The organism is Mesorhizobium carmichaelinearum, from assembly GCF_900199455.1.
Taxonomy (GTDB): Bacteria; Pseudomonadota; Alphaproteobacteria; order Rhizobiales; family Rhizobiaceae; genus Mesorhizobium; species Mesorhizobium carmichaelinearum.
In genome coordinates, this window is record NZ_FZQR01000004.1 from 203,693 (window position 1) to 227,706 (window position 24,014).

The 24,014-nt window shown below is 61.5% G+C and carries 27 protein-coding genes and 1 tRNA gene; 14 read left to right on the forward strand and 14 right to left on the reverse strand.

Annotated elements, in window-relative coordinates; translation table 11 throughout:
- Window positions 1-85: 85 nt before the first annotated feature.
- From yajC to CKW40_RS10880, 6 genes are all read left to right on the forward strand, one after another.
- On the forward strand, window positions 86-427 hold the full coding sequence (yajC, locus tag CKW40_RS10855) for a preprotein translocase subunit YajC (RefSeq protein ID WP_027043763.1): 342 nt from the start codon (window positions 86-88) through the stop codon (window positions 425-427).
- Between the two features lie 51 nt (window positions 428-478).
- Window positions 479-3,028, forward strand: coding sequence for a protein translocase subunit SecDF (gene secDF, locus CKW40_RS10860; protein WP_095199911.1), 2,550 nt, complete (start codon window positions 479-481; stop codon window positions 3,026-3,028).
- A gap of 25 nt (window positions 3,029-3,053) precedes the next feature.
- A complete protein-coding gene (locus tag CKW40_RS10865) occupies window positions 3,054-3,449 on the forward strand; it encodes an Mth938-like domain-containing protein (protein WP_179297918.1) in 396 nt (131 codons plus the stop codon).
- A gap of 1 nt (window position 3,450) precedes the next feature.
- Window positions 3,451-4,302, forward strand: coding sequence for a phytoene/squalene synthase family protein (locus CKW40_RS10870; protein WP_179297919.1), 852 nt, complete (start codon window positions 3,451-3,453; stop codon window positions 4,300-4,302).
- Window positions 4,303-4,381: 79 nt separating this feature from the next.
- Window positions 4,382-4,816 (forward strand): hypothetical protein, encoded by a 435-nt coding sequence (locus CKW40_RS10875; protein WP_095199912.1) that lies wholly within the window; start codon window positions 4,382-4,384, stop codon window positions 4,814-4,816.
- On the forward strand, window positions 4,816-5,766 hold the full coding sequence (locus tag CKW40_RS10880; protein ID WP_179297920.1) for a sterol desaturase family protein: 951 nt from the start codon (window positions 4,816-4,818) through the stop codon (window positions 5,764-5,766). The genes CKW40_RS10875 and CKW40_RS10880 overlap by 1 nt, the downstream gene beginning before the upstream one ends.
- Window positions 5,767-5,778: 12 nt before the next feature.
- Here CKW40_RS10880 and CKW40_RS10885 read toward each other — a convergent pair whose 3' ends face one another.
- The 6 genes from CKW40_RS10885 to CKW40_RS10910 form a co-directional block, all read right to left on the reverse strand.
- Window positions 5,779-6,111 carry a type II toxin-antitoxin system RelE/ParE family toxin gene (locus CKW40_RS10885; RefSeq protein WP_095199914.1) on the reverse strand — a complete coding sequence of 111 codons (333 nt, stop codon included), beginning with the start codon at window positions 6,109-6,111 and terminating at the stop codon, window positions 5,779-5,781.
- Window positions 6,083-6,385: a type II toxin-antitoxin system ParD family antitoxin gene (locus CKW40_RS10890; protein WP_179297921.1), complete on the reverse strand. Its 303-nt coding sequence runs from the start codon at window positions 6,383-6,385 to the stop codon at window positions 6,083-6,085. Before CKW40_RS10890 ends, CKW40_RS10885 begins: the two co-directional genes overlap by 29 nt.
- A gap of 171 nt (window positions 6,386-6,556) precedes the next feature.
- On the reverse strand, window positions 6,557-7,102 hold the full coding sequence (locus CKW40_RS10895) for a hypothetical protein (protein ID WP_179297922.1): 546 nt from the start codon (window positions 7,100-7,102) through the stop codon (window positions 6,557-6,559).
- Between the two features lie 4 nt (window positions 7,103-7,106).
- Window positions 7,107-8,519: a methylenetetrahydrofolate--tRNA-(uracil(54)-C(5))-methyltransferase (FADH(2)-oxidizing) TrmFO gene (gene trmFO, locus CKW40_RS10900; RefSeq protein WP_095199916.1), complete on the reverse strand. Its 1,413-nt coding sequence runs from the start codon at window positions 8,517-8,519 to the stop codon at window positions 7,107-7,109.
- Between the two features lie 571 nt (window positions 8,520-9,090).
- On the reverse strand, window positions 9,091-9,231 hold the full coding sequence (locus CKW40_RS10905; protein WP_019858543.1) for a DUF1127 domain-containing protein: 141 nt from the start codon (window positions 9,229-9,231) through the stop codon (window positions 9,091-9,093).
- 49 nt (window positions 9,232-9,280) lie between these two features.
- The gene (locus CKW40_RS10910; protein WP_013531315.1) at window positions 9,281-9,421 is read right to left on the reverse strand and encodes a DUF1127 domain-containing protein; all 141 of its coding nucleotides are present in this window, start codon (window positions 9,419-9,421) and stop codon (window positions 9,281-9,283) included.
- A 234-nt stretch (window positions 9,422-9,655) separates the two neighbouring features.
- Here CKW40_RS10910 and CKW40_RS10915 point away from each other — a divergent pair, with 234 nt between their 5' ends.
- The 3 genes from CKW40_RS10915 to CKW40_RS10925 all read left to right on the forward strand — a co-directional run bounded on the left by CKW40_RS10915 (window position 9,656) and on the right by CKW40_RS10925 (window position 11,907).
- Entirely contained in the window at window positions 9,656-10,774 is a 1,119-nt protein-coding gene (locus tag CKW40_RS10915) for a DUF2157 domain-containing protein (protein ID WP_095199917.1), read from the forward strand.
- Window positions 10,771-11,355, forward strand: a complete 585-nt coding sequence (locus CKW40_RS10920; protein ID WP_095199918.1) for a GDYXXLXY domain-containing protein — start codon at window positions 10,771-10,773, stop codon at window positions 11,353-11,355. The genes CKW40_RS10915 and CKW40_RS10920 overlap by 4 nt, the downstream gene beginning before the upstream one ends.
- Before the next feature lie 159 nt (window positions 11,356-11,514).
- Window positions 11,515-11,907: a RidA family protein gene (locus tag CKW40_RS10925; protein ID WP_095199919.1), complete on the forward strand. Its 393-nt coding sequence runs from the start codon at window positions 11,515-11,517 to the stop codon at window positions 11,905-11,907.
- A 62-nt stretch (window positions 11,908-11,969) separates the two neighbouring features.
- Here CKW40_RS10925 and CKW40_RS10930 read toward each other — a convergent pair.
- Window positions 11,970-12,052, reverse strand: a tRNA-Leu gene (locus tag CKW40_RS10930).
- Between the two features lie 359 nt (window positions 12,053-12,411).
- Between CKW40_RS10930 and tig the strand changes: the two genes are divergently transcribed.
- From tig to CKW40_RS10955, 5 genes are all read left to right on the forward strand, one after another.
- Window positions 12,412-13,896: a trigger factor gene (tig, locus tag CKW40_RS10935; protein ID WP_095199920.1), complete on the forward strand. Its 1,485-nt coding sequence runs from the start codon at window positions 12,412-12,414 to the stop codon at window positions 13,894-13,896.
- A 165-nt stretch (window positions 13,897-14,061) separates the two neighbouring features.
- Complete coding sequence (locus tag CKW40_RS10940; RefSeq protein ID WP_095199921.1) at window positions 14,062-14,586, forward strand: hypothetical protein; 525 nt, start codon at window positions 14,062-14,064, stop codon at window positions 14,584-14,586.
- A gap of 152 nt (window positions 14,587-14,738) precedes the next feature.
- A complete protein-coding gene (locus CKW40_RS10945; protein ID WP_095199922.1) occupies window positions 14,739-15,119 on the forward strand; it encodes a c-type cytochrome in 381 nt (126 codons plus the stop codon).
- Between the two features lie 33 nt (window positions 15,120-15,152).
- Window positions 15,153-16,091 carry a heme o synthase gene (locus tag CKW40_RS10950; RefSeq protein WP_095199923.1) on the forward strand — a complete coding sequence of 313 codons (939 nt, stop codon included), beginning with the start codon at window positions 15,153-15,155 and terminating at the stop codon, window positions 16,089-16,091.
- Window positions 16,092-16,545: 454 nt separating this feature from the next.
- Window positions 16,546-17,364 (forward strand): DUF2189 domain-containing protein, encoded by an 819-nt coding sequence (locus tag CKW40_RS10955; RefSeq protein ID WP_095199924.1) that lies wholly within the window; start codon window positions 16,546-16,548, stop codon window positions 17,362-17,364.
- A gap of 56 nt (window positions 17,365-17,420) precedes the next feature.
- Here CKW40_RS10955 and CKW40_RS10960 read toward each other — a convergent pair whose 3' ends face one another.
- The 7 genes from CKW40_RS10960 to CKW40_RS10990 all read right to left on the reverse strand — a co-directional run bounded on the left by CKW40_RS10960 (window position 17,421) and on the right by CKW40_RS10990 (window position 23,984).
- Window positions 17,421-17,894, reverse strand: coding sequence for an aminoacyl-tRNA deacylase (locus tag CKW40_RS10960; protein WP_095200281.1), 474 nt, complete (start codon window positions 17,892-17,894; stop codon window positions 17,421-17,423).
- A gap of 178 nt (window positions 17,895-18,072) precedes the next feature.
- Window positions 18,073-18,465: a cytochrome C oxidase subunit IV family protein gene (locus CKW40_RS10965; protein WP_095199925.1), complete on the reverse strand. Its 393-nt coding sequence runs from the start codon at window positions 18,463-18,465 to the stop codon at window positions 18,073-18,075.
- A 9-nt stretch (window positions 18,466-18,474) separates the two neighbouring features.
- Entirely contained in the window at window positions 18,475-19,197 is a 723-nt protein-coding gene (locus tag CKW40_RS10970; RefSeq protein WP_095199926.1) for a heme-copper oxidase subunit III family protein, read from the reverse strand.
- A gap of 9 nt (window positions 19,198-19,206) precedes the next feature.
- Window positions 19,207-19,911, reverse strand: coding sequence for a cytochrome c oxidase subunit 3 (locus tag CKW40_RS10975; RefSeq protein WP_095199927.1), 705 nt, complete (start codon window positions 19,909-19,911; stop codon window positions 19,207-19,209).
- On the reverse strand, window positions 19,908-21,677 hold the full coding sequence (gene ctaD / locus CKW40_RS10980) for a cytochrome c oxidase subunit I (RefSeq protein WP_095199928.1): 1,770 nt from the start codon (window positions 21,675-21,677) through the stop codon (window positions 19,908-19,910). Before ctaD ends, CKW40_RS10975 begins: the two co-directional genes overlap by 4 nt.
- A gap of 21 nt (window positions 21,678-21,698) precedes the next feature.
- The gene (locus tag CKW40_RS10985; RefSeq protein WP_095200282.1) at window positions 21,699-22,583 is read right to left on the reverse strand and encodes a cytochrome c oxidase subunit II; all 885 of its coding nucleotides are present in this window, start codon (window positions 22,581-22,583) and stop codon (window positions 21,699-21,701) included.
- Between the two features lie 228 nt (window positions 22,584-22,811).
- The gene (locus CKW40_RS10990) at window positions 22,812-23,984 is read right to left on the reverse strand and encodes an NAD(P)/FAD-dependent oxidoreductase (RefSeq protein ID WP_095199929.1); all 1,173 of its coding nucleotides are present in this window, start codon (window positions 23,982-23,984) and stop codon (window positions 22,812-22,814) included.
- Between the last annotated feature and the right edge of the window lie 30 nt (window positions 23,985-24,014).

The following is a 24,014-nucleotide window of genomic DNA, read 5'->3' on the forward strand; positions in this document are numbered from 1 at the left end:
CCGACTATATTCCGGCCAAATTTCAAGGGGCCGCCAAACTCCGCAGGACGGTTGGCTGCTGTTTTCAAAATTCAGGAGTACCTCGATGTTCGTGACACCGGCATACGCCCAAGGCATCGGCGGCGCCTCTCCCGATATGCTCATCAGCATTTTGCCGTTTGTCCTGATTTTCGTGATCATGTATTTTCTGATCATCCGCCCGCAGCGCACGCAGCTGAAGAAGCGCGGCGAGATGCTGGCGGCGGTCCGTCGCGGCGACACGGTCGTCACCGGCGGCGGTTTCGTCGGCAAGGTGACGAAGGTGATCGACGACAACGAGCTCGAGATCGACCTTGGCGGTGGCACCAAGGTCACGGCGCTGCGCTCGACGATCGCCGATGTGCGCGTCAAGGGCGAACCGGTGGCCAACCAGAACGCCAAGAAGTAATCCAATTCCAGGCGGAGCGATCCGCGGACACGCTCTGACGGACGACGCCATATGCTGTATTTTTCGCGCTTCAAGATGATCCTGATCTGGCTGGCTGTGGCCGCCACAGTGGTCCTCGCCGCGCCCAATCTCATCCCTGCAAGCACATTGGCACAGTTGCCCAGTTGGGTGCCGAAGCGGCAGATGACGCTTGGCCTCGACCTGCAGGGTGGCTCGCACATCCTGCTCCAGATGGACCAGAACGACCTGATCAAGGCGCAGTTGGAGACGACACGCGACGAGATTCGGACGTTATTGCGTGATGCAAAGGTAGGCTACACCGGCCTTGCCGGCACGGGCCGGACCGTGCAGGTGCGCATAACGGACCCAGCTCAGATTGATGCCGCAAAGAAGGCGTTGAAGACTTTGACCGATCCGGTGGCTGCAGGCCTGTTCACCGGCGGCTCCATCCAGGAAATGTCGCTCGACGATTCCGAACCGGGCGTGCTCAAATTCACAGCCACCGACGCCGGCGTTAAATACCGTACCTCGTCTGCATTGGCGCAATCGATTGAAGTCGTCGAGCGCCGCGTCAACGAACTCGGCACCACCGAGCCGATCGTGCAGCGGCAGGGCGACGATCGCGTCCTGGTTCAGGTTCCCGGCCTGCAGGATCCGCAGCGGCTGAAGGAGATCATCGGCCAAACCGCCAAGTTGACCTTCCAGATGGTCGACGATTCGATGCCGGTGCAGGATGCGTTGAAAAATCGCCCCCCAAGCGGTTCATCGATCCTTTATTCGCAGGACGATCCACCGGTTCCCTACCTGATCGAGAACCGCGTGCTTGTTTCGGGCGAGGATCTCGCCAAGGCGACGGCAACTTTTGATTCGCGAACCAACGAACCGGTGGTGTCGTTTACCTTCAACTCGCGCGGAGCAACACGCTTCGGTCAGGCGACGGCGGCGAATGTCGGTAAGCGCTTCGCCATCATCCTCGACAATCAGGTGATTTCAGCGCCACAAATTCGCGAACCTATCCTTGGCGGCTCCGGTCAGATTTCCGGCAGTTTCACCGCTGAAAGCGCCAACGATCTGGCCGTGCTGTTGCGCGCCGGCGCGTTGCCGGCGAAGCTGACCGTGATCGAGGAACGAACCGTCGGTCCGGGCCTTGGCCAGGATTCGATCCATGCCGGCAAGGTTGCCGGTATCATCGGTTCGATCCTCGTCGTTGCCTTCATGTTCGTCGCCTACGGCTTCCTCGGTTTCCTCGCTAACATCGCGCTGGCGGTGCACGTGGCGATGATTGTCGGACTGTTGTCGCTGCTTGGGGCGACGCTGACCTTGCCGGGTATTGCCGGTATCGTGCTGACCATCGGCATGGCGGTCGATTCCAACGTGCTGATCTACGAGCGTATCCGCGAAGAGCGACGCGCAGGCCGCTCGGTGATCCAGGCGATCGACACCGGCTTCTCGAAGGCGCTGGCCACCATCGTCGATTCCAACGTCACCTCGCTGATCGCCACCGTGGTGCTGTTCTATCTCGGCACCGGCCCGGTGAAGGGCTTTGCCATCACCTACGCCATCGGCATCCTGACCACGGTCTTCACCGCTTTCACCTTCACGCGCCTGCTGGTGTCGATCTGGCTGCGTCGCGCCCGCCCGAAGGAATTGCCGAAGGCGCCGGTGACCTTCATTCCGCCAGGCACCAAGATCCCCTTCATGGGCATCCGCCGCTGGACGTTCGCGCTGTCGAGCTTCCTGTCGGTGCTGTCCGTCGTGCTGTTCATGACGGTCGACATCAATTACGGCATCGACTTCAAGGGCGGTTCGATGATCGAGGTGAAGGCCAAGAGCGGCGATGCCAATCTCGGCGACATCCGCAGCCGGTTGATGGAGCTCAACATCGGCGAAGTGCAGGTGCAGCAGTTCGGCGCGCCGAACGACGTGTTAATCCGCGTCGGCACGCAGGATGGCGGCGAGAATGCCGAGCAAACGGTTATCGACAAGGTGCGCGGCGAGCTGCAGGACCAGTATGATTTCCGTCGCGTCGAAGTGGTGGGACCGACGGTTTCCGGAGAACTCGCCAAGCAAGGCACCATCGCCATGCTGGTCGCGCTGATCGGTATCCTGGTCTATGTCTGGTTCCGTTTCGAGTGGCAGTTCGCCGTCGGCGCCATCGTGGCGACGGTGCACGATGTGGTCATGACGCTCGGTTTCTTCGTCATCACCGGGCTTGAGTTCAACCAATCGTCGCTGGCGGCGATCCTGACCATCATCGGCTATTCGCTGAACGATACGATCGTGGTCTATGACCGCGTCCGAGAGGATCTGCGAAAATACAAGCGAATGCCGCTGCCGCAGCTGTTGAACAACGCTATCAACGAGACGCTGTCGCGAACGACGCTGACCTCGGTGACGACGATCCTGGCCTTGCTGGCACTGGTGCTGTTCGGCGGCGAAGTCATCCGCTCCTTCACCATGGCGATGCTGTTCGGCGTTGTGTTCGGTACCTACTCGTCGATCTTTATCGCCGCACCGCTGCTGATCCTGTTCAAGCTGCGGCCGCAGGCTTCGGCCGACGAGGAGAAGCCGGTCAACGGCGGCAAGGCGGTCGCGACCTGACGCGCGACCCCGAAGGGGTGACAAAGTGGTGACCGGCAAAGGCATCGTCATCCGCGAGGCGCATTTCCCCGGCCGCGCGCCGATCGAGGCCTATGGTAATGGCGGTTTCCGCTTTGCCGACATGTCGCATCGCGGCTCGCTGCTGTGCCTGCCCACAGGCATCTATGGCTGGGAGCCGGCCAATCCCTCGGCGTTGACGGTGGCGGATTTCGAAAAACTTCTGGCCGAGGCCGACAAGGTCGAGATCCTGCTGGTCGGCATGGGCAAGGATTTGCGGCCTTTGCCGGCGGCGCTGCGGGCGGCGTTGAAAGAGGCGGGTATTGCCTCCGACCCGATGTCGACGGGCGCCGCGGTGCGGACCTACAATGTCCTTCTGGCGGAAGACCGCGCCGTGGCTGCCGCGCTCATCGCCGTCGATTGATATGTCTGAAAATGCCAAAATCGTCATGGACGCGGTGCGCGCCGCCGACCATGACCGCTATCTGACGGCGCTTTATGCGCCCGCCGATAAGCGCGATGCGCTGTTTTCGCTTTATGCTTTCAATGCGGAGGTTGCGGGCATCCGCGACCGCATCCACGAAGCGTTGCCGGGCGAGGTGCGGCTGCAATGGTGGCGTGACCTCGTCGCCGCCGACAACGAGGATGCAGTCATCGGCCATCCCGTCGCCGACGCGCTGAAGGCGACAATTTCCGCCCATCACCTGCCGAAATTGGCCTTCGACAACATGCTCGAAGCGCGCATCTTCGATCTCTACGACGATCCAATGCCCACGCGCACCGACCTCGAAGGCTATTGCGGCGAGACGGCGGCCGCGCTCATCCAGCTTGCGGCAATGATGCTCGATCCCGTCGAGGCGCCCCGCTACGCCGAACTCGCCGGCAGGGCGGGCTGCGCGCAGGCCATGACCGGCCTCTTGCTTCTGCTGCCGCTGCATCGCAAGCGCGGGCAGTGTTTTATCCCGGCCGACATTCTGGCGGCGGCGGGGTCGTCGCCGGAGGAATTTGTTGCCGGCGATGGCGGGCCGGGTGCGCAGCGCGCGGTGGCGGCGATGATGGCGCTGTCGCGCGAACACCTTTCCGCTTTCGAGCAAGGCGCTGCCGCGCTACCGGCATCGTTGCGTCCGGCATTCCTGCCGCTGGCGCTGTCGCGCGCCTATCTCCACAAGATGGAAGGCTCGCACCATTCGCCGCTCGACGGCGTCGTGCGGCTGTCGGCCTTGCGCAGGCATTGGCTGCTGTTGCGTTGGGCGAGCAAGGGCTGGCCGGCACTTTGACGTAAACGTCAATCATGCTAAGGATTCGGCCGTGCCGGGAACTGTCGCCGAAGACGACAGGCCGGCCCGGAGGAAATCCATGAGCTTGCCTGTTCTGGTCGCGATCGTCGTCCTTGGCATTGCGCTGTCGGTTGCCGCGGTCCATTTCACCGGTGGCAGCAAGACGGCCACGCTGCCCAGCCCGGATCAGGCGTTGCGCCGCTTCGCCGAGGACTACCCTGACGAGATGGTCGCGACAGTCTGCCTGACGGTGGACGCCAAGACGGCATTCCTGGACCTTGGGCGAGGGCGCATCGGCATTGTTCACAGCATTGGCGACTGCTTTTTGACGCGCATCGTCACGGCTGATGACACAAAAGTGTCCAGCGCTGACGAGGCCAACACAATTCTGGTCAGGCTGAGGGACTTCACCTGGAAGGGCGGCCGCTTCCGCTTCGCCAATGCCGGCGACGCGCAGGCCGTGCTGAAGGCCCTTCAAGCACGCCACTCAGATGCCGCCAGGGAGGCCGCGTGATGGACAGCTATGATTTTCCACAGGTCACCCAGCTGGCCATTCCGTTCTTCGTCGCCGCCATCCTGATCGAACTCTGGCTGGTACGGACCGGCCGCGCCAAGGGCTCGTTCGAGACGCGCGACACGCTGACCAGCCTGATGATGGGCACCGGCAATGTCGTCGCCGGACTGCTGCTTGGCGTCGTCTCCTACTGGGCGCTGCTGTGGCTGTGGCAGTTCCGCGTCTTCAATCTCGGCCTATCGGTCTGGGTGTTTCTGGTCGCCTTCCTGCTCGATGATCTGCGCTACTACGTCTATCACCGCATCGCGCACCGGGTGCGCTGGGTGTGGGCCGAGCATGTCAACCATCATTCAAGCCAGCACTACAATCTGTCGACGGCGCTCAGGCAGAGCTGGACGGGTCTGTTCACCTTCATGTTCGTGCTGCAGGCGCCGCTGGTGCTGCTTGGCTTTCACCCGGCGGTGATCGCCTTCACCTTCGGCTTCAACCTGGTCTGGCAGTTCTGGATCCACACCGAGACCATCGGCAAGATGTGGGGCTGGTTCGAATTCATCTTCAACACGCCCTCGCACCACCGCGTCCACCACGCCACCAATCCGCGCTATCTCGACGCCAACTATGCCGGCACGCTGATCATCTGGGACCGCATGTTCGGCACATTCGTCCCGGAACTGGAGGAGGACCGGCCACGCTACGGCATCGTTAGGAATCTCGGCACCTTCAACCCGCTGAAAGTGGCGTTCCACGAATGGATCGGCATGTTCAGGGATGCCTTTTCGCCTGGACTGACTTTGGGCGAGCGTCTGAACTACCTGATCAAGCCGCCGGGCTGGAGCCATGACGGCTCGCGCGAAACTTCGGAGAGCCTGAAGGCTGCCTATGTCAGGCGAAATCCCAGTGAAGCGGGCAAGCCGGGGCTGCCGATGGCGGGCGCCGAGCCGGCCGAATAGTTGTTTTGGCTGCTAAGAGGGGTCGCTCGAACCGCCATCGCGCATCAGCGCTTCATAGTCGCGACCGCCGTAAAAGATGTTGACGATGCGGATGACATCGCCGTCGACGATGTAAGTGATGACGGCGGAATGCTCGAATGGAACTGTTCGCAATCCGGGCACGATATCGTCGCGGGGACGGCCACCCCGGGGCGCATTGCCGATGCTCTGGCAGCGCTCCTTGATCCGATCCACAAAACCGTCCGCGATGTTTTCGCTGCCGCTGTTCTCAAGAATGTAAGCGCCAATCGTTTCGAGATCGGAGATTGCGTTTTCGCTAAGAACGACGGCGAGGCGCTGGATCATCGTGGTCTTGCGCCAGTTGCGAAATCCGCTTCTTTACCCGGTCGATCGCTTCGTCGAGCGGAACAGCAGGCCTCGTATCCTCGATCGACGCCTTCACCCGCGCCCGGATCGATGCCATCCGCTCGGCATGCTCTTCCTCTTCGCGCTGGAAGGCGCGAAGCGCAGCGCGGATGACTTCACTCGCCGAACCGAAGGAGCCGTCCTCGACTTTCTCGCGGATCATGCGCGCCATGGCCGGCGTGACGGTGACGGACAGTTTTTCGGCGGATTCCATAGGGTGGCTCCCATGCGACATCAGGTAGGATACTATCCTACTTTGTCGTCGATTCCAATCGGAGCGTTATGGCAGGGCTGACCGCCGATGCGTTGGCCCGAACCCATATACTGGCCAGATTGACCCTAGTCCGATGAAAGTAGGCTTCAGTTCGACCACTGCATTGACGGATCACGATCCGCCAGATGCGGAATCACCGCCGATACGTTGACCCGTCCCGAGGTAACGTCCGGATTCACCACCCATGGCGTCCGTGAAACTGCCCTCCAGCTCGACCATTGCATCGACAACTGCCGAGGCTTCCGGGGCTGTCTCTCGTTCAAATCGCGCGTTGACGTACACACCGTGAGGATGTGACGGATCAAGCCGGGCTTGGATAGTCCAGTAGGGCGACAGCGAATAAAGCGACTTCATGAAATCAACGAGGAATCGGTCGTTATACGGGCCGTCTAGGCGCTGCAGGGCAACGATCCTTTGCAAGCTTCGATCGCGGTCCTCGTCGTAGTCTTCGTTTTCAAGCACCCAGCCCTTGCCTCCATGGGGCTGGCCGATCAGCGCTTCAAGCGCCGGTATATGGATCTCGCGCAACTTCCGCTTGTTGTTGCAGCGGATGTAGATGCTCCAGTATATCTCGTAGTCGCCAGCGAACGGTTCCTTACTCTCCCGCCAGCCGGGTGGCAGAAGCTGGGGGATCGTGCGGAATCCGGATCCAGGCACGCGGCTATTCCGCTGCTTGCGCCGCTTGTGCCGGCAAACCCAGCCACTCGCGGCAATCCTGGAGCGCACGCGAGGTGATGGCGTGCCGTTTTGCGACCGTCTTGTCCTTGCCGCGCAGGCGCTTGCCTTCGATCTTCACCGCTTCCACCGGCGGGAACAGGCCAAAATTGACGTTCATCGGCTGGAACGAGCGCTTGCCCGGTTCGTCGTCGGAGACAATGTGGCCGCCGGTGATATGGTTGAGCAGCGCGCCGAAAGCCGTGGTGAGCGGCGGCAGGGACGGCGCCTGGCCGAGCCTTTCGGCGGCGGCAAAGCGCCCGGCGAGCAGGCCGATGGCCGCGCTTTCGACATAGCCTTCGCAACCGGTGATCTGGCCGGCGAAACGTAGGCCGGGGCGCGACTTCAGCTGCAGCGAAGCGTCGAGCAAGGTTGGCGAATTGATGTAGGTGTTGCGGTGCAGGCCGCCGAGGCGGGCGAAATCGGCGTTTTCCAGGCCTGGAATGGTGCGGAACACACGGACCTGTTCGGCGTGCTTCAGCTTGGTCTGGAAGCCGACCATGTTGTAGAGCGTGCCCAGCGCATTGTCCTGGCGCAGCTGGACGACGGCATAGGCCTTGACGGTCGGATTGTGCGAATTGGTCAGGCCCATCGGCTTCATCGGTCCGTAGCGCAGCGTCTCGACGCCGCGTTCGGCCATGATCTCGATCGGCAGGCAGCCGTCGAAATAGGGCGTGCCTTCCCACTGCTTGAATTCGGTCTTCTGGCCGTCGACCAGTGCCTGCACGAAGGCAAGGTACTGGTCCTTGTCCATCGGACAGTTGATGTAGTCCTTGCCGGTGCCGCCGGGCCCGACCTTGTCATAGCGCGACTGGAACCAGCAAATGTCCATGTCGATCGTGTCGAAATGTATGATCGGGGCGATGGCGTCGAAGAAGGCAAGCGCATCGGCGCCGGTCGCCTCGGCGATCGACTGGGCAAGCGATGGCGCGGTCAGTGGCCCCGTGGCGACGATCGCCTGGTCCCAGTCCGCCGACGGCAGGCCAGGCACTTCCTCGCGCTGGATGGTGATCAGCGGGTGCGCTTCGAGCTTCTTTGTCACGGCGTCGGAGAAACCGTCGCGGTCGACGGCCAGCGCACCGCCGGCCGGCACCTGGTTGGCGTCGCCGGCGCTCATGATCAAGGAGCCGGCCAAGCGCATTTCGGCGTGCAGCAGGCCGACTGCGTTGTTTTCGGCATCGTCGGAGCGGAAGGAGTTGGAACAGACCAGCTCGGCCAGGCCATCGGTCTTGTGCGCGTCGGTGCCGCGAACCGGGCGCATTTCATGCAGCACCACGGGAACACCGGCTTGCGCTGCCTGCCACGCGGCTTCGGAACCGGCGAGACCGCCGCCGATGATATGGATGGGATTTTTGCTCATGAGCGCCGGAATAATCGCTTGGGGCGGCGATTGCAATTGCCGTGCTTGGTGCGGCAAACCGCGGAGGGCGAAACCAGGCGCTGAATACAACAACACCCGCCGGGGGAGGAGGTCCGGCGGGTGTCGTTTTGGGGGTCGATCCTCGGGAGGAGGTGAAGATCGACCGTATTCGTCATCGCCGGGGAGGAGGTCGGCTTTGACAAAATCTCTTTTGCTATCTTTGGAAAGGGGCAAAACCCTTTTTGGAGCAAAATCCGTTTTGCCCCGGGGAAACAACGCCCGCCGCGGGAGGAGGTGCGGCGGGCGCCGTTTGGTTGGCCAACCCTCGGGAGGAGGTGAAGGTCGGGCCTATTCGTCATCGCCGGGGAGGAGGTCGGCTTTGACGAAATCTCTTTCGCGTTTTGAAAAGGGGCGAAACCCTTTGGAGCAAAATTCGTTTTGCTCCGGGGAACAGCGCCCGCCGCGGGAGGAGGTGCGGCGGGCGCCGTTTTGGTGGTCAACCCTCGGGAGGAGGATAAGGGCTGACCGTTCGCTGGAAGTCGGGGAGGAGGTCGACCCCAGCGAAATTCCGTTAGATCGCCCGGCGGGCGATGATCTTGATTTCGTCGCGGACGATACCGAGATCATGCAGCTGGCGGTTCGAAAGGCGACCCAGCTCGGTAACCGTCTCGCGATAAACGCGCCAGTTACGATAGTTGCGGATCAGGTTCATTGTCGTTCTCTTTTCAGAAACTTGTTCGGACCATTTGCGGTCCGAAGAATTAGACCGCCTTGCGAGCGACGTAAGGAATGTCGCTGCGGCTGATGCCGAGGTCGGTCAGTTCACGGTTGCTCAGGCGGCTCAGCTCAGACACGGTGTCCCTGTAGCGGCGCCAGTTGCGGTAGTTGCGGATCAGGTTCATGGTAGTTCTCGTTTCGTCTTTCTTGCGGATCATTCCGTTTGTGTACGAACCATAAATAGGCGGGCTCATATCGATTTAAAAGCGCTATGGCTGCATGGCAGCAATGCAAATTGTGCAATGCAACATTAACGCGCCTTCACGGACCTGACACAAAGAAGCCAGAATCGGAAAATGCCGTGGCGTCAACGGTTTGGCTGGTTCGGCTGAAAAAACGACCTAGCGGGGAGGCAGGACATGGCGGGCTACTCGACACGGGTCAGAGCCGACATCGCGCGATGGCTGCAGACAGGCCTGATCGACGCCGCGACAGCCGACGCCCTGACGCGTGACGTCGAGGCCAATATGCGCAAATCACTGAGCTTCGGTTCGATCCTGGCGATGATGGCGGCCCTGCTGTTTGGCGCGGCCATCCTGATCTTCGTCGCCGCCAACTGGGAAGCGATCCCGCGGCTGGCGCGGGTGGCTGCTCTGTTTGCCATCATCCTTGGCGGCTATGTCGGCGGCGCGGTGCTGAAGACGCGCGACCATGCGGCGATCGGCGAAGCGCTGTGGATCGTGGCTGCCGCTGCTTTCGGCGGTTCGATCGCGCTGATCGGCCAGATGTACCATTTGTCCGGCGACGAGGCGTCCGCGCTTGTCACCTGGGGCGCCGGGACGGGGTTGGCGGCGGTCGCGCTGCGGTCGAACCCGCTGAACGTCGCAGCGGTCGGTATCGCCGACGCCTGGCTGTTCCTGAAAGGGTTCGATTATTACAGCCGCAGCGCGTTTCCGCATGCCTTCGTCGTCATGGCGATCGTGCTGTTCGCCGTCTCGTTCTGGACCCGCAGCCAGGCCGCGCGGCACCTGATCGTCCTGTCGCTGCTCTTCTATCTCGTGCTGCTGGCAGGGAATCACGCGACGCTGCCGGTGGCGATCCCCCTGGTCATTGTCTCTGCCGCGCTTTTCGCGGCTTCTGTCTTCGCACCGGAACCGGTCGACAGGATCGTGCAGCTTGGCGGCCGCTTGCCCCTGCACGCGCTGCTCGGCTTCCTCACTGGCCTGGCCATCATCCAGTTCGAACTGGCCGACGAAAGCACCTACAACAGCGGTTTCACCATCGCCTCGGTCGCAGCACTCGCCGGCATCGTCGCCGCGATCGTCCTGGCAGGGCGTGAAAGCCGCGGGTTGCGCTGGCTTGCCTATCTCGGCTTCGCCTTCGAACTCGCCATCATCTATGTCGTGACCTTGCAGTCGATGCTCGACACGGCCGGCTTCTTCCTTGCCGCCGCGGTGCTGCTCGGCATCCTTGCCATCATCATCATCCGCGTCGAAAAACGCATGAAGGGTCCGGCCACCGGAGGAGCCACCGCATGATGACCGGAAAGAGGCTTGTTGTCTCGGCGCTGGTATTGGCGCTCGTCCAGATAGGCTTCCTGAGCTGGATCATTGCAGGGCGGGCGGCGATCCTGCGCAGCGGCAAGGAAGTGCTGCTGAAGATCGAACCCGTCGATCCGCGCGACCTGCTGCGCGGCGACTATATCGTCCTCGGCTACGACATTTCGCGCATTCCGGTGAAGATGATCGCCAACATCCCCGCCGGCAAGTTCTCCAGCGACGACACCTCGATCGTCGTCCGCCTGAAGAAGGGCGCCGATGGCTATTGGACGCCGACCACCGCCTGGTTCGGCAAGGCGCCGACGCCGGCCGCCGCGGATGAGGCCGATATTGCCGGCCATGTCGCGGCGGGCTGGGATCTGCGCAGCGAGGGGATGACGATCGCGCCGGACTACGGCATCGAACGCTTCTACCTGCCGGAGGGCGAGGGGATGGCGATCCAGGACGACATGCGGGTACGTCCGTTCGGGATACGGCTTGCGCTTGCCAGCGACGGCACCGCGCAGATCAAGGCGCTGGTCGACGGCGACAAGACGCTGTTCGAGGAGCCGCTGTACTAGGCTGCATACTCACAATCGGCGCTGGCGCCGGCGCGTGACCTTGGAAGAGTTTGCGCGGGGCCATGCCGCTGATCGCCGCGCGTACCGCCGCTATCGCCATGCCAGCGACGCGGTGATCGCCAATGTCGATTTCAGTCGAATGAAGCAGGAGATTGTTCAGTGCCGCTCGAACTCATCAACCCCGATGATCTGCCAGTTCCGGAGATGTACACGCAGGTTGTCGTCGCGACGGGATCCAAGCTGGTGTTCGTCTCAGGTCAGCAGCCCGAAGACATACACGGCAAGCTCGTTGGGCATGGTGATTTTGCGGCGCAAGCCCGCCTGGCATTCGGCAATCTCGGCCGAGCGCTCAATGCGGCAGGTGCACGGCCTGAGCACGTTTGCAAGATCACGATCTACATTGTCGATTACAGGCGCGATGAACACGTTCCGATCATTGAAGAAGCGCAGATTGCGCTGTTTGGAGATCACAAACCAGCCAATGTGGTGGTCGGGGTGGCGATAATGTCCCCAGGCTACCTCATAGAGGTCGACGCGATAGCGGTCATTTGACGAGGCGATCAGAAGCTAACGGTTTCAGATGGCCTGCCACCCGGAGCTCGCAGAGCGAAGGGTGGTGCGGGTAGAGGGACTCGAACCCCCACGATCTCTCGCCAGAACCTAAATCTGGTGCGTCTACCAGTTCCGCCATACCCGCAGCGCTCCGGCAATCCCATGTAGCCATCATTCTGTCAATGTCGGAGACAAGATGTCGGGTCAGGGCCGAAATGTTGGTTATTCGCCTAAGCGCGAAGACTGTTGAAAATTAGCCTCGCCTGTGACAAAAGGCGTGTCAAATGTGACGGGACGCGACGATCCGCTTCTACAAAATGTGATAAGAAGTAGGAAAAACAAGAACTTATTCACATTTTGGAACGCAGTTTGGGAGAGTTTGAGCCGTAATTTCGGTCAAATCGCCAGGTTCCGTACCAAAAGCCATTCCCGGCAAGATTATACCGGCAGGCTGTAAACGGCAGAGGCCGTGGCAGTCTCATTGGTGAAAACAAAGGTTTTACGATGCAGGTCACCGAAACGCTCAACTCCGGTCTCAAGCGCGAGATCAAGATCACCGTGCCGGCCGGTGACATGGAAGCCAAGCTGATGGCGCGGCTGTCGGACGCCCGCAACAAGGTTCGCATCAACGGCTTCCGGCCGGGCAAGGTGCCGGTGCAGCACCTGCGCAAGGTCTATGGCAAGTCGTTCATGGCCGAAGTGGTCAACGAGATCCTCAACGATTCGACCCGTTCGATCATCACGGGCCGTGGCGAGAAAGCCGCCATGCAGCCCGAAGTCATCATGACCGAAGACGAGAAGGAAGCCGAGAAGATCCTGGCCGGCGGCACCGACTTCGAGTTCCGCCTCAACTACGAGATCATTCCGGCGATCGAGATCAAGGATTTCTCCGACATCAAGGTGACGCGCCAGGTGTTCGACGTGCCGGACGCCGAGATCGACGACCAGGTCAAGCGCGTCGCCGAATCGGCACGCAGCTACGAGCCGAAGACCGGCAAGGCCGCCGAAGGCGACCGCGTCAGCATCGACTATGTCGGCAAGATCGACGGCGAGGCCTTTGCCGGCGGCGCCGGCACCGACCAGCCGCTGGTGCTGGGCTCCAAGGAGTTCATTCCGGGCTTCGAGGACCAGCTCATCGGCGCCAAGGCCGGCGACGAGAAGCAGGTCACCGTGACCTTCCCGGAAAACTACCAGGCGGCACATCTGGCCGGCAAGGAAGCCACCTTCGACGTCACCGTCAAGGAAGTGTCGAAGCCGGGCGAACTGGAAATCAACGACGAGACCGCCAAGAACCTTGGCCTGGAATCGCTGGAGCGCCTGCGTGAGATCGTGCGCGGCCAGATCGAGAACCAGTTCGGCTCGATGACGCGGCAGAAGGTCAAGCGCCAGCTGCTCGACCAGCTCGATGCGGCCTATTCGTTCGAGGCACCGTCGAAGCTCATCGACGCCGAGTTCAACAACATCTGGGCGCAGGTCAATCGCGATCTGGAGGCCGCCGGCCGCACCTTCGCCGACGAAGAGACGACTGAAGAAGAAGCCCGCGCCGAATATCTGCGTCTTGCCGAACGCCGCGTGCGCCTCGGCCTGGTGCTGGCCGAGATCGGCGAGAAGGCCGGTGTCACCGTATCGGACGAGGAATTGCAGCGCGGCCTGTTCGAGCAGGTTCGCCGCTTCCCGGCCAACCAGCAGCAGGAAGCATTCGAGTTCTACCGCAACAATCCCGAGGCGCTGAACGCGCTGCGGGCGCCGATGTTCGAGGAGAAGGTGGTCGACCACCTGCTCGGCCAGATTTCGGTCACCGACGTCAAGGTCAGCAAGGAAGAGCTGATGGCCGACGACGAGGAAGCGGAAACCACGACCAAGGCGAAGCCCGCGAAGAAGGCCGCAGCCAAGAAGGCTGAAGCCAAGGCGAGCGAGGCCGGCGACGAGGCAGAAGAGCCGAAGAAGAAGGCCGCGCCGAAGAAAAAGGCAGCCAAGGACGCCGAATAAGTTTCTCGTACTTGCTGGAATCGACGAAGGCCGCCCTTGAGGTGGCCTTTTTCGTTGCGAAACTGCAACAGCCGATTCGCTTCGCGGGAGGCGGCACTTGGCTAAACCAAGCGCTAATCACTATCTGCGCTGTTGCTGCAAACCGTATGGTTCCTGGAGGGGGCGTTGAGCCTATTCTTCGAAACGGGGCGTGCCGTCGCCCTGGCGCTTGTTCTGGCATTCGCCTGTGATCTCGCGCAAGCCGACGCGCTTGCCGGCGACTGGCGCTTCAGCACGGACGATGATGGCCTCGTTACCGCCTCGCTTCATGGCACCAACAAACTGATCACGGGTGGCGGTGCCTTGAGCTACAGCCCGGTTTTGACCATTGCCTGCAGGGCAGACGGCGAACCGCGCTGGATCGAATGGCTGCAATTGAATGACGGGGTTTCGGCCAGCCGCAAGATCACCATGTCGGTTACCGTCGACGGCGGCGGCAAGTTCGACGAGAGTTGGTCGGTCGGGGCGCGCGGCAGAATGCTGGTGCGCGACGGCGCCGACGGCATCAAGCGTCTTGTTCCCGCAAGCCGGCTGTCGCTTTCCTGGCGGTTCGGATTGTTGTCAGGCCGTGGCCATGCGGATTTCGACCTTGCCGGGCTTGAAGAAGCGGTCGAGCAGATCGCCGGGACCTGCCGGACCGCTCCTCCCTGAGCGCGTCTGGTTACTAAACCTCCGCAATGTTTGGCTTTTTCTACCCGCCGCCTGGATTCCATGGTATGTAAGTACTGCAATTCCATCGGGGAGAGATATTCTGCCCGGGCGCGATCGTTCGAAGCATAAATGGCGATCAGGGAGGAAATGCCATGCGCTCTATAGCGTTTTTCGCTGCGGTCTCCGTTACGATCTTCATCGCGCATCCGTCGCGGGCACAGGATGCCGCGGCTGGTGAGAAGGTCTTCACCAAATGCCAAGTCTGCCACATTGCAAACGAGGACAAGAACAAGATCGGTCCATCGCTGCACGGCGTCATCGGCCGCACGGCCGGTACGCATCCGGATTTTAAATATTCCGATGCCATGGTTGCGGCAGGCAAATCCGGCGTCAAATGGGACGAGCCAACGCTGACGACCTACCTTCACGATCCCAAGGCCATGGTCAAAGGCACCAAGATGACGTTTCCCGGCCTCAAGAACGATCAGGACGTAGCCAACGTTATCGCCTATCTCAAGCAGTTCTCGCAGTAGTCAGTCTTCCTGTCTCATCTGTGGTCGCCTGCAATGTCGACTAAGGAAAGCCACCTCGGAGACAACACCGGCGTCCGCCTCTCGGAAGCGATGGCCGCCGATTTCTTTGCGCTGCTGAAGCCGCGCGTCATGGCGCTCTCCATCTTCACCGCTTTCGTTGGCCTGATGGTGGCCCCCGTTGCGATGAATCCGATCATCGCCGTGATCGCTATCGGTGCGATTGCGATCGGGGCAGGGGCGGCCGGGGCTCTCAACATGTGGTATGACGCGGACATCGACGCGCTGATGTCACGGACGTCAAAGCGGCCGGTTCCGTCCGGCCGTGTCATGCCGGGTGAGGCGCTCGGCTTCGGCCTGGTGCTTGCCGGTCTTTCGGTCATGACGCTCGGCTTGTTGGTTGGATGGCTCGCCGCATCGCTGCTGGCCTTCACCATCTTCTTCTACGTCGTCATCTACACCATGTGGCTGAAACGCTCGACGCCGCAGAACATCGTCATTGGCGGTGCCGCCGGCGCTCTTCCTCCAGTCATCGGCTGGGCGGCGGCCACCGGCGCCGTTGGCGTCGAAAGCCTGGTCCTGTTCCTGATCATCTTCCTGTGGACGCCACCGCATTTCTGGGCGCTGGCGCTGTTCAAGGTCGGCGACTACGCCGCCGCCGGCATTCCAATGATGCCGAATGTGGCCGGCCCGGCTTCGACGAAGAAGCAGATCCTCGCCTATGCGCTGCTTCTGGCGCCGGCCGGCGTGCTGCCTTGGGCCTTCGGATTCGCCAGCGGTTACTACGGATTTGTCTCGGCCGTATTGGGCGTGGGTTTTATTTGGCACGCCTGGAAGGTCCTGGCTGCTGCCGAAAAGGAACTGAAGCCCGCCAAGGCGCTGTTTGCCTACTCGATCATCTATCTTTTCGCGATCTTCGCCGCGCTGCTTGCCGACACCGTCATCATGCGCGCCCTGGTTTCAGCCGGCGCTTGAACGGTTGGCAAGTGTCGTGCTGAAGACCGCACGTTGATCCGTCACGATGGCAGTGCGCAAAATCCCAGCAGCAGCAGAAAGACTATGCCGAGGCCAAGTATGAGAACCGTCCTTGCGTCCATGATCTTCACCTTCGACCTGGCGCAAGGCTGCGAAAACCGGGATCGATTCTCGCTTCGCTGACCTCCGGCCGGGAGATCATGCGCCAATCAAAGTGCCTGCAGCGTCCCCGGGCGCGCCAAAAAGGGGCGCGCGGCACTGTGTGAGAATATCGAAGAAAGACTTCCGGGGCCAGCGTCCCGCCCGCCGCCACCAACTCCCTACCAACAAGGCGACAAGTCCCGCACAAGAGAGTATGCTGGGGACAGTGCAGGTCGCGTTTGCGTGGCCAGCCATGCACATCGGTGGCACCGTGAACCTCCGACCTTGCCGGACCTGATCTGGAGGAACGGTTATGGCGAGCTTTCACGTGATTGCAGGTGCCAGCGAGACGCTGGAGCATACGAGAATTCGAAAGATCGGTGTTTCCGACCTCTTCGACGCACTCAGGCGCGGCGTCGACGATTTCATGGTCAAGCCCTCGCATATCGTCTTTCTCTGCCTGATCTACCCGCTCGTCGGCGTCGTGCTCGCCGCTTGGACATCGGGCGCCAATGCGCTGCCCTTGCTGTTTCCACTGGTGTCCGGCTTTGCACTGATCGGCCCGTTCGCGGCCATCGGCCTCTATGAGATCAGCCGCAGGCGGGAGGCCGGGCTCGATACGTCCTGGCGGCACGCTTTCGAGGTCAGGAATTCCCCGGCTTTGCCTGCGATCGCGGCGGTCGGGATCATGCTGTTTGCGATCTTCATCGCGTGGCTCCTGACTGCGCAGATGTTCTACCAATATCTGTTTGGCCCGGCGCCGCCGGAATCGATATCCGGCTTCATCAATCAGATATTCGCCACCGGGCGCGGCTGGACGCTGATCATCCTCGGGCACGCCATCGGCTTCGTCTTCGCCGTCGTGGTGTTGTGCACGACGGTCGTTGCTTTCCCGCTGCTGCTCGACCGCGATGTGGGCGCCTACGAGGCCATCCACACCTCGGTGCGGGCGGTTATGGCGAACCCGATCACCATGGCTGTCTGGGGATTGATCGTCGCTGTCGCGCTGATCATCGGCTCCGTGCCGGTGTTCGCGGGACTGGCGGTCGTGCTGCCGATCCTCGGTCACGCCACCTGGCATGTCTACCGCAAGGTCGTGGAGTCGCCGGCCTCCGCCAGACCGGCGAACTGAGGACGCTCCAGCTTTTGTCGCGTCGGCGAGGGCGCGCCGGCGCGACAGGATCAGGTTCAGTAGGCAGCGTGGCTGAAGCGGGCCTGGCGTGCATCCCTCGTCAGGTTGCGGAAGTCCTTGCCGCTTACATGCACCAGCGTCCTGTGGTCGCCGCCCTCGAAATAGATGTCGGCGGCGTTGCCGAGGCTCTCATCGAGGATCACCGGCACATCGTAGGCCGCACCGATCGGCGGGACGGCGCCGATGTCGCAATCGCCGAAGAGGGAAACCACCTCATCTTCGGAGGCGAGGCCGAGGCGTCTGTCCATGACGTCCTGCAACCTGCCGAGCTCGATCCTGTGCGTGCTTGGAACCACGGCCAGCGCATAGCCAAGTTCGTGGTGAACGACCACTGACTTGGCCATGATGCTGCCGGGCACATGCGCGGCTATTGCCGACTGCCTGCTGGTGGATGTGCGATGGTGTGGGACGGTGTCGTAGGAAATTCCCTTGCCGTCGATAAATTCCCTAAGTCTGTTTGCGATGGTCATTTTTTGGCGTCCCTCTTGCTTGAGTTCGCGACGCATGCGGAAACGAGGGCAATTCGTTCCTCCTGTCGTTTCCGGTACCAGGAGAAATGCACCAGCGGCCGCTTGTTTCAAGGCCGCCGACTGGCAAGCGGCGCGGGCTTTCCGGCCGCGGATGTCGCCGGCTGACCCGGAGTGCCGGTCAGGGGCCAGCGCCGAAAAACGTCATCCGGGTCAAAAGCGTGTAATCGGCCTCGAAAAGCATCATCGCCACGAACACCAAGACCAGGATCGGCGGCAGGATGATCGCATAGGCGAGCGCCAGCCGTTCCCAGGCCATATGCATGAAGACAGCGACAATCAGCCCAGCCTTGAGGATCATGAAGATCAGGATCAGCGACCATCTGAGATAGCCGTGCAGGCCGAAATAATCGACCAGATAGGAGCAGGTACTGAGGATGAACAGCCACGCCCAGACCACCAGATAGAGCTTGATCGGGTGTTCCTGGTGAACTTCGGCATGGGCGGCCGCCACCGGTGCATCATGTGCGTGAAGTGCGTGTTGCCCGAGGCCGTTTGCGGTTGCTTCAGCCATATCTGCCTCTCACCAAAGATAGAAGAAAGCGAAGATGAACACCCAGACCAGATCGACGAAATGCCAGTAGAGCCCCATGATCTCGACGTTCTCGTAACGGCCCTTGCGGCTGGTGAAGAAGCCGGGCCGCCCGGTGTCATAATCTCCGCGCCAGACCTTGCGCGCCACGATGATCAGGAAGATCACACCGATCGTCACATGCGTGCCGTGGAAGCCGGTGATCATGAAGAAGCATGAACCGAACTGTGCCGCGCCCCAGGGGTTGCCCCAGGGCCGTACCCCTTCGGTGATCAGCTTGGTCCATTCGAAGGCCTGCATGCCGACGAAGGTCGCGCCGAGTGCCGCGGTCAGAAGCATAAGGATGGCCGTCTTGCGGCGGTCGCGGCGATAGCCGAAATTCACCGCCATCGCCATGGTTCCGCTGCTCGAGATCAGCACGAAGGTCATGATGGCGATCAGGATCAGGGGGATTTCCTGGCCGCCGATGCGCAGCGCGAAGACCTCGCTCGGATTTGGCCACGGCACGCGCGTGGAGATGCGCGCGGTCATATAGGAGAGCAGGAAGCAGCCGAAGATGAAGGTGTCGCTGAGCAGGAAAATCCACATCATGGCCTTGCCCCAGGACACGTTCTTGAACGCGCGCTGGTCGGAGGCCCAATCGGCGGCAATGCCATGCCAGCCAGCTGGTCTTGGCCTCATTTGGCCGGTGTGCGTCACTGTCGTCTCAGCCATCCCTATCTCCTAGGTCAGCAGTTGCCGGCAAATATCGATGAACGTCGCAGCCCAGCCGGCCAAAAGCGCGAAGATGGCCAGCCAGACGAAGAGCAGGAAATGCCAGTACATGGCGCAGAGCTCGACGCTGAGGCGCAGCCGCTGCGGCCGCACTCCGTTCCAGGCGCCGGCGGTCGTCCTGCCGAGACCGATCAGACCGCCCAGTATGTGCAGGCCATGCATCCCGGTGATCAGGTAGAAAAAGCTGTTGGCTGGATTGGCGCTGAGCAGGTAGCCGTCTTCGGTTAGCTGCTGCCACGCCACGAGTTGTCCGACCAGGAAGGCGAGCGCAGTCAGCCCGGCCGTGGCAAGGCCGAGCCGGACGTTGTCGATCTGGCCTTTGCGCGCGGCGAATACGGCGCATTGCAACGCGACGCTGCTCAGCACCAGCACGCCTGTGTTGAGCCAGAGCAGCCGCGGCAACGGCAGCGGCTGCCAGTCCGACACCGCCATCCGCATGAAATAAGCGCTGGTGAAGAGCGAAAACAGGCAGCCGACGACGGCTAGGAAGACACCGAGGCCGATCTTGGCGGTGGGTAGAGCCGACCGGTCGAAGTCGACAATGTCGCTGGCCAGACCTTGCTCGAGCCATGGCTTCGCTGTCAGCCGCTGGTGCGAAAGCCACCAGCCGGCAAAGCCGGCGATCACGAGCAAGAAGACCAGGATGACACTCATGCCGGCTCCCTGGAGGGGGCGAAGGCGCCCGGCACGTTCTGCGGGATGAAGTCCTCCTTGGCACCCGGCACGCTGTAGTCGTAGGCCCAGCGGTAGACGATGGGCAGATCCTTGCCGAAATTGCCATGCGCCGGCGGTGTTTGCGGCGTCTGCCATTCCAGCGTCGTGGCCCGCCACGGGTTGCCGCCGGCCTCGCGGCCATGGCGGATGCTCCAGATCAGATTGAACAGGAAGACCATCTGGGCGAAGCCGACGATGAAGGCCATGATGCTGATGAACGAGTTCAGGTGATGGGCCGACTCCGTCATTATGGTCATGTCGGTCAGTTCGGCATAACGCCGCGGCACGCCCATCAGGCCGAGATAATGCATGGGGAAGAAAATCAGGTAGGCGCCGAGGAACGTGACCCAGAAATGGAACCGGCCCAGCGTCTCGTCGAGCATGCGGCCGGTGACCTTCGGGTACCAATGGTATATCGCGCCGAACACCACGATGATCGGGGCGACACCCATGACCATATGGAAATGGGCGACGACGAACATTGTGTCGGACAGCGGAACATCGACGACGACGTTGCCGAGAAACAACCCAGTCAGCCCGCCATTGACGAAGGTGACGATGAAGGCCAGCGCGAACAGCATCGGTATGGTGAGATGGATGTCGCCGCGCCATAAGGTCAGCACCCAATTGTACACCTTGATGGCGGTGGGAACGGCGATGATCAATGTCGTGGTGGCGAAGAAGAAGCCGAAATAGGGGTTCATGCCGCTGACATACATGTGGTGCGCCCAGACCACGAAGCTCAGCGCGCCAATGCCGACGATGGCCCAGACCATCATCCGATAGCCGAAGATGTTCTTGCGCGCATGGGTGCTGATCAGGTCGGAGACGATGCCGAAGGCCGGCAGCGCCACGATGTAGACTTCGGGATGGCCGAAGAACCAGAACAGATGCTGGAACAGGATCGGGCTGCCGCCATTGTGCGGCAGTTGCTCGCCCATCTCGGAGATCGCCGGCATGAAGAAGGAGGTGCCGAGCGTGCGGTCAAGCAGCATCATCACGCAAGCGACGAACAGTGCCGGGAAGGCGAGCAGCGCCATGACGGTCGCGGTGAAGATGCCCCAGACCGTCAGTGGCAGGCGCATCATCGTCATGCCGCGCGTGCGGCCCTGTAGCACCGTCACGACATAGTTCAGGCCGCCCATGGTGAAGCCGATGATGAACAAGATCAGCGAGGAGAGCATCAGGATGATGCCCCAGTCCTGGCCGCCGGGCGTGCCGCTCATGATGGCTTGCGGTGGGTAGAGCGTCCAGCCGGCACCTGTCGGTCCGCCCGGCGCGAAGAAGCTCGACACCAGAACCAGGACGGCGAGCAGGTAGATCCAGTAGCTCAGCATGTTGACATAGGGAAAGACCATGTCGCGCGCGCCGACCATCAGCGGGATGAGATAGTTGCCGAAGCCGCCGAGGAAGAGCGCGGTGAGCAGGTAGATCACCATGATCATGCCATGCATGGTGATGAACTGGTAGTAGGCCTCCGGGGTGATGAAGTCGAACGTTCCGGGAAAGCCGAGTTGCAGCCGCATCAGCCAGGACAGCACCAGCGCCACAAGGCCGATCGACGTTGCCGTCGCCGAATACTGGATGGCGATGACCTTGGCGTCTTGCGAGAAGACGTATTTCGTCCACCAACTGTGCGGATGGTAAAGTTCCATCTCGCCGACTTCGGCGGGCGGAACGGCATCTGCGGGTGTTACGTCGACCATAGGAACACCTCCGTGTTCTTTTCAGCGAGACCCGACCGTTTCGAGCTGTGCTGCAACCTTCAAACCCGACGGCATCGTCCTGTCCGGCGTCTGGTCTGCCGAGCCTGTTTTCTGGGGCGTCGACAGTTGCGCGAAAGTTTGCTGCTGGCCGAGCCAGGCCAGGTAGTCCTGTTCGGTGTCGACCATGACCATGCCGTGCATCAGGGGATGGCCTTGGCCACACAGTTCGGCGCACAGGACCTGGAAGCTTCCGGTCCTGGTCGGGGTGAACCAGAAATAGGTGACCGAACCCGGGATCATGTCCATCTTGGCGCGGAATTCCGGTATGTAGAAATCGTGCAGCACGTCGATCGAGCGCAGCAGCACCTTGACCGGCTTGCCGACCGGCAGATGCAGGTCCGCCGCTTCGACCACGACATCGTCCTGGCCGTTGGGATCGCCGGGGATGACGCCGAGCGGGTTGTCAGCTGATACGTCGCGGGTGTCCGACGTGCCGAGCTTGCCGTCCTTGCCGGGCAAGCGGAAGCTCCACTGCCATTGCTGACCGATGACCTCGATCTCTGTGGCGTCGCTCGGAACGGTGACGAAGCGGCTCCAGACGAACAGGCCAGGAACCAGCAAGGAGGTCACGCCGACCGCGGTGACGATCGTCAGCCACGATTCCAGCCGCTTATTCTCCGGTTCATAAGCGGCGCGGTTGCCCTCCCGGTGACGGAAGCGGAACACGCAATAGGCCATGAAAAGCACGACGGCGGCGAAGACGGCGCCGGTGATCCAGAACGTGATGATGATGGTGTTGTCGATATAGTCCCAGTTCGAGGCAATCGGCGTCCACCACCATGGGCTCAGGAAGTGGAACAACACCGAGCCCACAACGATCAAAACGAGTACAAGCGCAATGGCCATGTCCCGTTCCTCCGGATATTTCGCCACGCGCGAAGCAGGCCTGCGAAATACCAGGCCGCATCATGCTCGCTTTCCGGTTGAAATTCCAGAGCCCACTATTTGATGTGCAAAACGTTGCTTTTCGCCGACCGGAGCCTGACGTCGATCTTGGCAAGACGGTACTTCGAGGTGTATTTCGACGGTCTCGAACAGGGTGGCGGCCAATAGAGGCAAATGGGAAGCGGCGCCCTAGCCGGGATGCGGCGCCTGAAATCGTTTTCCCGAAAAGATTTCGAGCGCTTGCGGCTTTTCACCGCTGACGATCCACTCGGTAAGGTATTTGGCGAAGCCAAGGGCGATGGCGAAGCCATGGCCGGTCCAGGCGAACCCATAGATGGTGTTGTGCAAGGCAGCAGGCGTGTCGACGATCGGGATACCGTCAATCGCACAACTCTCGACGCGGGACGCATCGACCTTCAGGAAAGAGGACTCGTCGATGAAGGGTAAGGTTGCTATGGCATCGGTCAGGCCGAGAGCTACGGAACTGAGCGATCCCTTCCAACGCCCCTCCGGCGTATAGGCAACGCTCTGGCCGCCTGAAAGCATCAGCGTCCCATCCTGGATCTGTTTCACCGACAGTTTGCGGTGGGCATGGCCGATGAGATGATTGATCTTCTTGCCGTGCGGGTTGGTGACGAACATCATCTGCGGCATCAAGGTGATGACAGGCATGATTTCCTGCGGCTGGAGAACCGGGTTCAGCAGCGGCAGGACGCCATTGTTGGCCAGGAGAACGAGTTTTTCGCCAACCGGCACAACTTCGCCGCTCGCCAGCCTCACCGCCGTTGCCCTCCCTTTGGTGTGGAGGATTTCGGTGACGCGCGTTGCGGTGCGCAAGATCGCTCCGGCCTTACGCGCCTGTCTGGCGAAGGCTTGCGTGGCGAAGGTGTGATCGCACACGCCGTCATCCCTGCAGTAGACCGAGCCGATCAGATCCCCCGACAATTCCGGCTCATGTTCCAGCGTTTCGTCACGATTGAGAAGCTGAGAGGGAACGCCAAGCGCGTTCTGTGTCATGGCCATGGCTTCCATCGTGCCGCGCACTTCATGCTCGTGAGCGCCGTGGGGGATGCTGAAGAGATGAAGCCCGCCGGTCCGGCGGTAGCCGACGCCGCCTTCGAACTGTTCCTGATATCTGGCCCAGAGCGGGAAGCTGACAGTCGCCATCGGCAGTTCGCGCAAGTCGCGGCTGTTTGCCCTCACGCCCCGTTCACCAGAGCCGCCCGATGCGCCGGCCGCGATGTCGTCGGCCTCGAGCAGCGTCACGGTCCTGCCGGTATGCGCCAGTTCGTAAGCGAGGCTCGCACCGTAGATGCCGCCTCCGACGATCACGATTTCAGACGCGGTGGCCTGTGTGGTCATGCTGTCAGTTCCTTCTCGGATATTTTCGTG

Excerpts from the sequence above, each read along its gene's own strand:
- CKW40_RS10910 (WP_013531315.1), bottom strand. The coding sequence starts at position 9,421 with ATGAACCTGATCCGCAACTACCGCAACTGGCGCCGCTACAGGGACACC.
- CKW40_RS10985 (WP_095200282.1), bottom strand. The coding sequence starts at position 22,583 with ATGGCCATTGCGCTTGTACTCGTTTTGATCGTTGTGGGCTCGGTGTTG.
- CKW40_RS10955 (WP_095199924.1), top strand. The coding sequence starts at position 16,546 with ATGGCGAGCTTTCACGTGATTGCAGGTGCCAGCGAGACGCTGGAGCAT.
- CKW40_RS10905 (WP_019858543.1), bottom strand. The coding sequence starts at position 9,231 with ATGAACCTGATCCGCAACTATCGTAACTGGCGCGTTTATCGCGAGACG.
- trmFO (WP_095199916.1), bottom strand. The coding sequence starts at position 8,519 with ATGAGCAAAAATCCCATCCATATCATCGGCGGCGGTCTCGCCGGTTCC.
- CKW40_RS10990 (WP_095199929.1), bottom strand. The coding sequence starts at position 23,984 with ATGACCACACAGGCCACCGCGTCTGAAATCGTGATCGTCGGAGGCGGC.
- CKW40_RS10965 (WP_095199925.1), bottom strand. The coding sequence starts at position 18,465 with ATGGCTGAAGCAACCGCAAACGGCCTCGGGCAACACGCACTTCACGCA.
- CKW40_RS10875 (WP_095199912.1), top strand. The coding sequence starts at position 4,382 with ATGAGCTTGCCTGTTCTGGTCGCGATCGTCGTCCTTGGCATTGCGCTG.
- yajC (WP_027043763.1), top strand. The coding sequence starts at position 86 with ATGTTCGTGACACCGGCATACGCCCAAGGCATCGGCGGCGCCTCTCCC.
- secDF (WP_095199911.1), top strand. The coding sequence starts at position 479 with ATGCTGTATTTTTCGCGCTTCAAGATGATCCTGATCTGGCTGGCTGTG.
- CKW40_RS10890 (WP_179297921.1), bottom strand. The coding sequence starts at position 6,385 with ATGGAATCCGCCGAAAAACTGTCCGTCACCGTCACGCCGGCCATGGCG.
- CKW40_RS10920 (WP_095199918.1), top strand. The coding sequence starts at position 10,771 with ATGATGACCGGAAAGAGGCTTGTTGTCTCGGCGCTGGTATTGGCGCTC.
- CKW40_RS10945 (WP_095199922.1), top strand. The coding sequence starts at position 14,739 with ATGCGCTCTATAGCGTTTTTCGCTGCGGTCTCCGTTACGATCTTCATC.
- CKW40_RS10970 (WP_095199926.1), bottom strand. The coding sequence starts at position 19,197 with ATGGCTGAGACGACAGTGACGCACACCGGCCAAATGAGGCCAAGACCA.
- CKW40_RS10960 (WP_095200281.1), bottom strand. The coding sequence starts at position 17,894 with ATGACCATCGCAAACAGACTTAGGGAATTTATCGACGGCAAGGGAATT.
- CKW40_RS10885 (WP_095199914.1), bottom strand. The coding sequence starts at position 6,111 with ATGATCCAGCGCCTCGCCGTCGTTCTTAGCGAAAACGCAATCTCCGAT.
- ctaD (WP_095199928.1), bottom strand. The coding sequence starts at position 21,677 with ATGGTCGACGTAACACCCGCAGATGCCGTTCCGCCCGCCGAAGTCGGC.
- tig (WP_095199920.1), top strand. The coding sequence starts at position 12,412 with ATGCAGGTCACCGAAACGCTCAACTCCGGTCTCAAGCGCGAGATCAAG.
- CKW40_RS10975 (WP_095199927.1), bottom strand. The coding sequence starts at position 19,911 with ATGAGTGTCATCCTGGTCTTCTTGCTCGTGATCGCCGGCTTTGCCGGC.
- CKW40_RS10950 (WP_095199923.1), top strand. The coding sequence starts at position 15,153 with ATGTCGACTAAGGAAAGCCACCTCGGAGACAACACCGGCGTCCGCCTC.
- CKW40_RS10880 (WP_179297920.1), top strand. The coding sequence starts at position 4,816 with ATGGACAGCTATGATTTTCCACAGGTCACCCAGCTGGCCATTCCGTTC.
- CKW40_RS10870 (WP_179297919.1), top strand. The coding sequence starts at position 3,451 with ATGTCTGAAAATGCCAAAATCGTCATGGACGCGGTGCGCGCCGCCGAC.
- CKW40_RS10915 (WP_095199917.1), top strand. The coding sequence starts at position 9,656 with ATGGCGGGCTACTCGACACGGGTCAGAGCCGACATCGCGCGATGGCTG.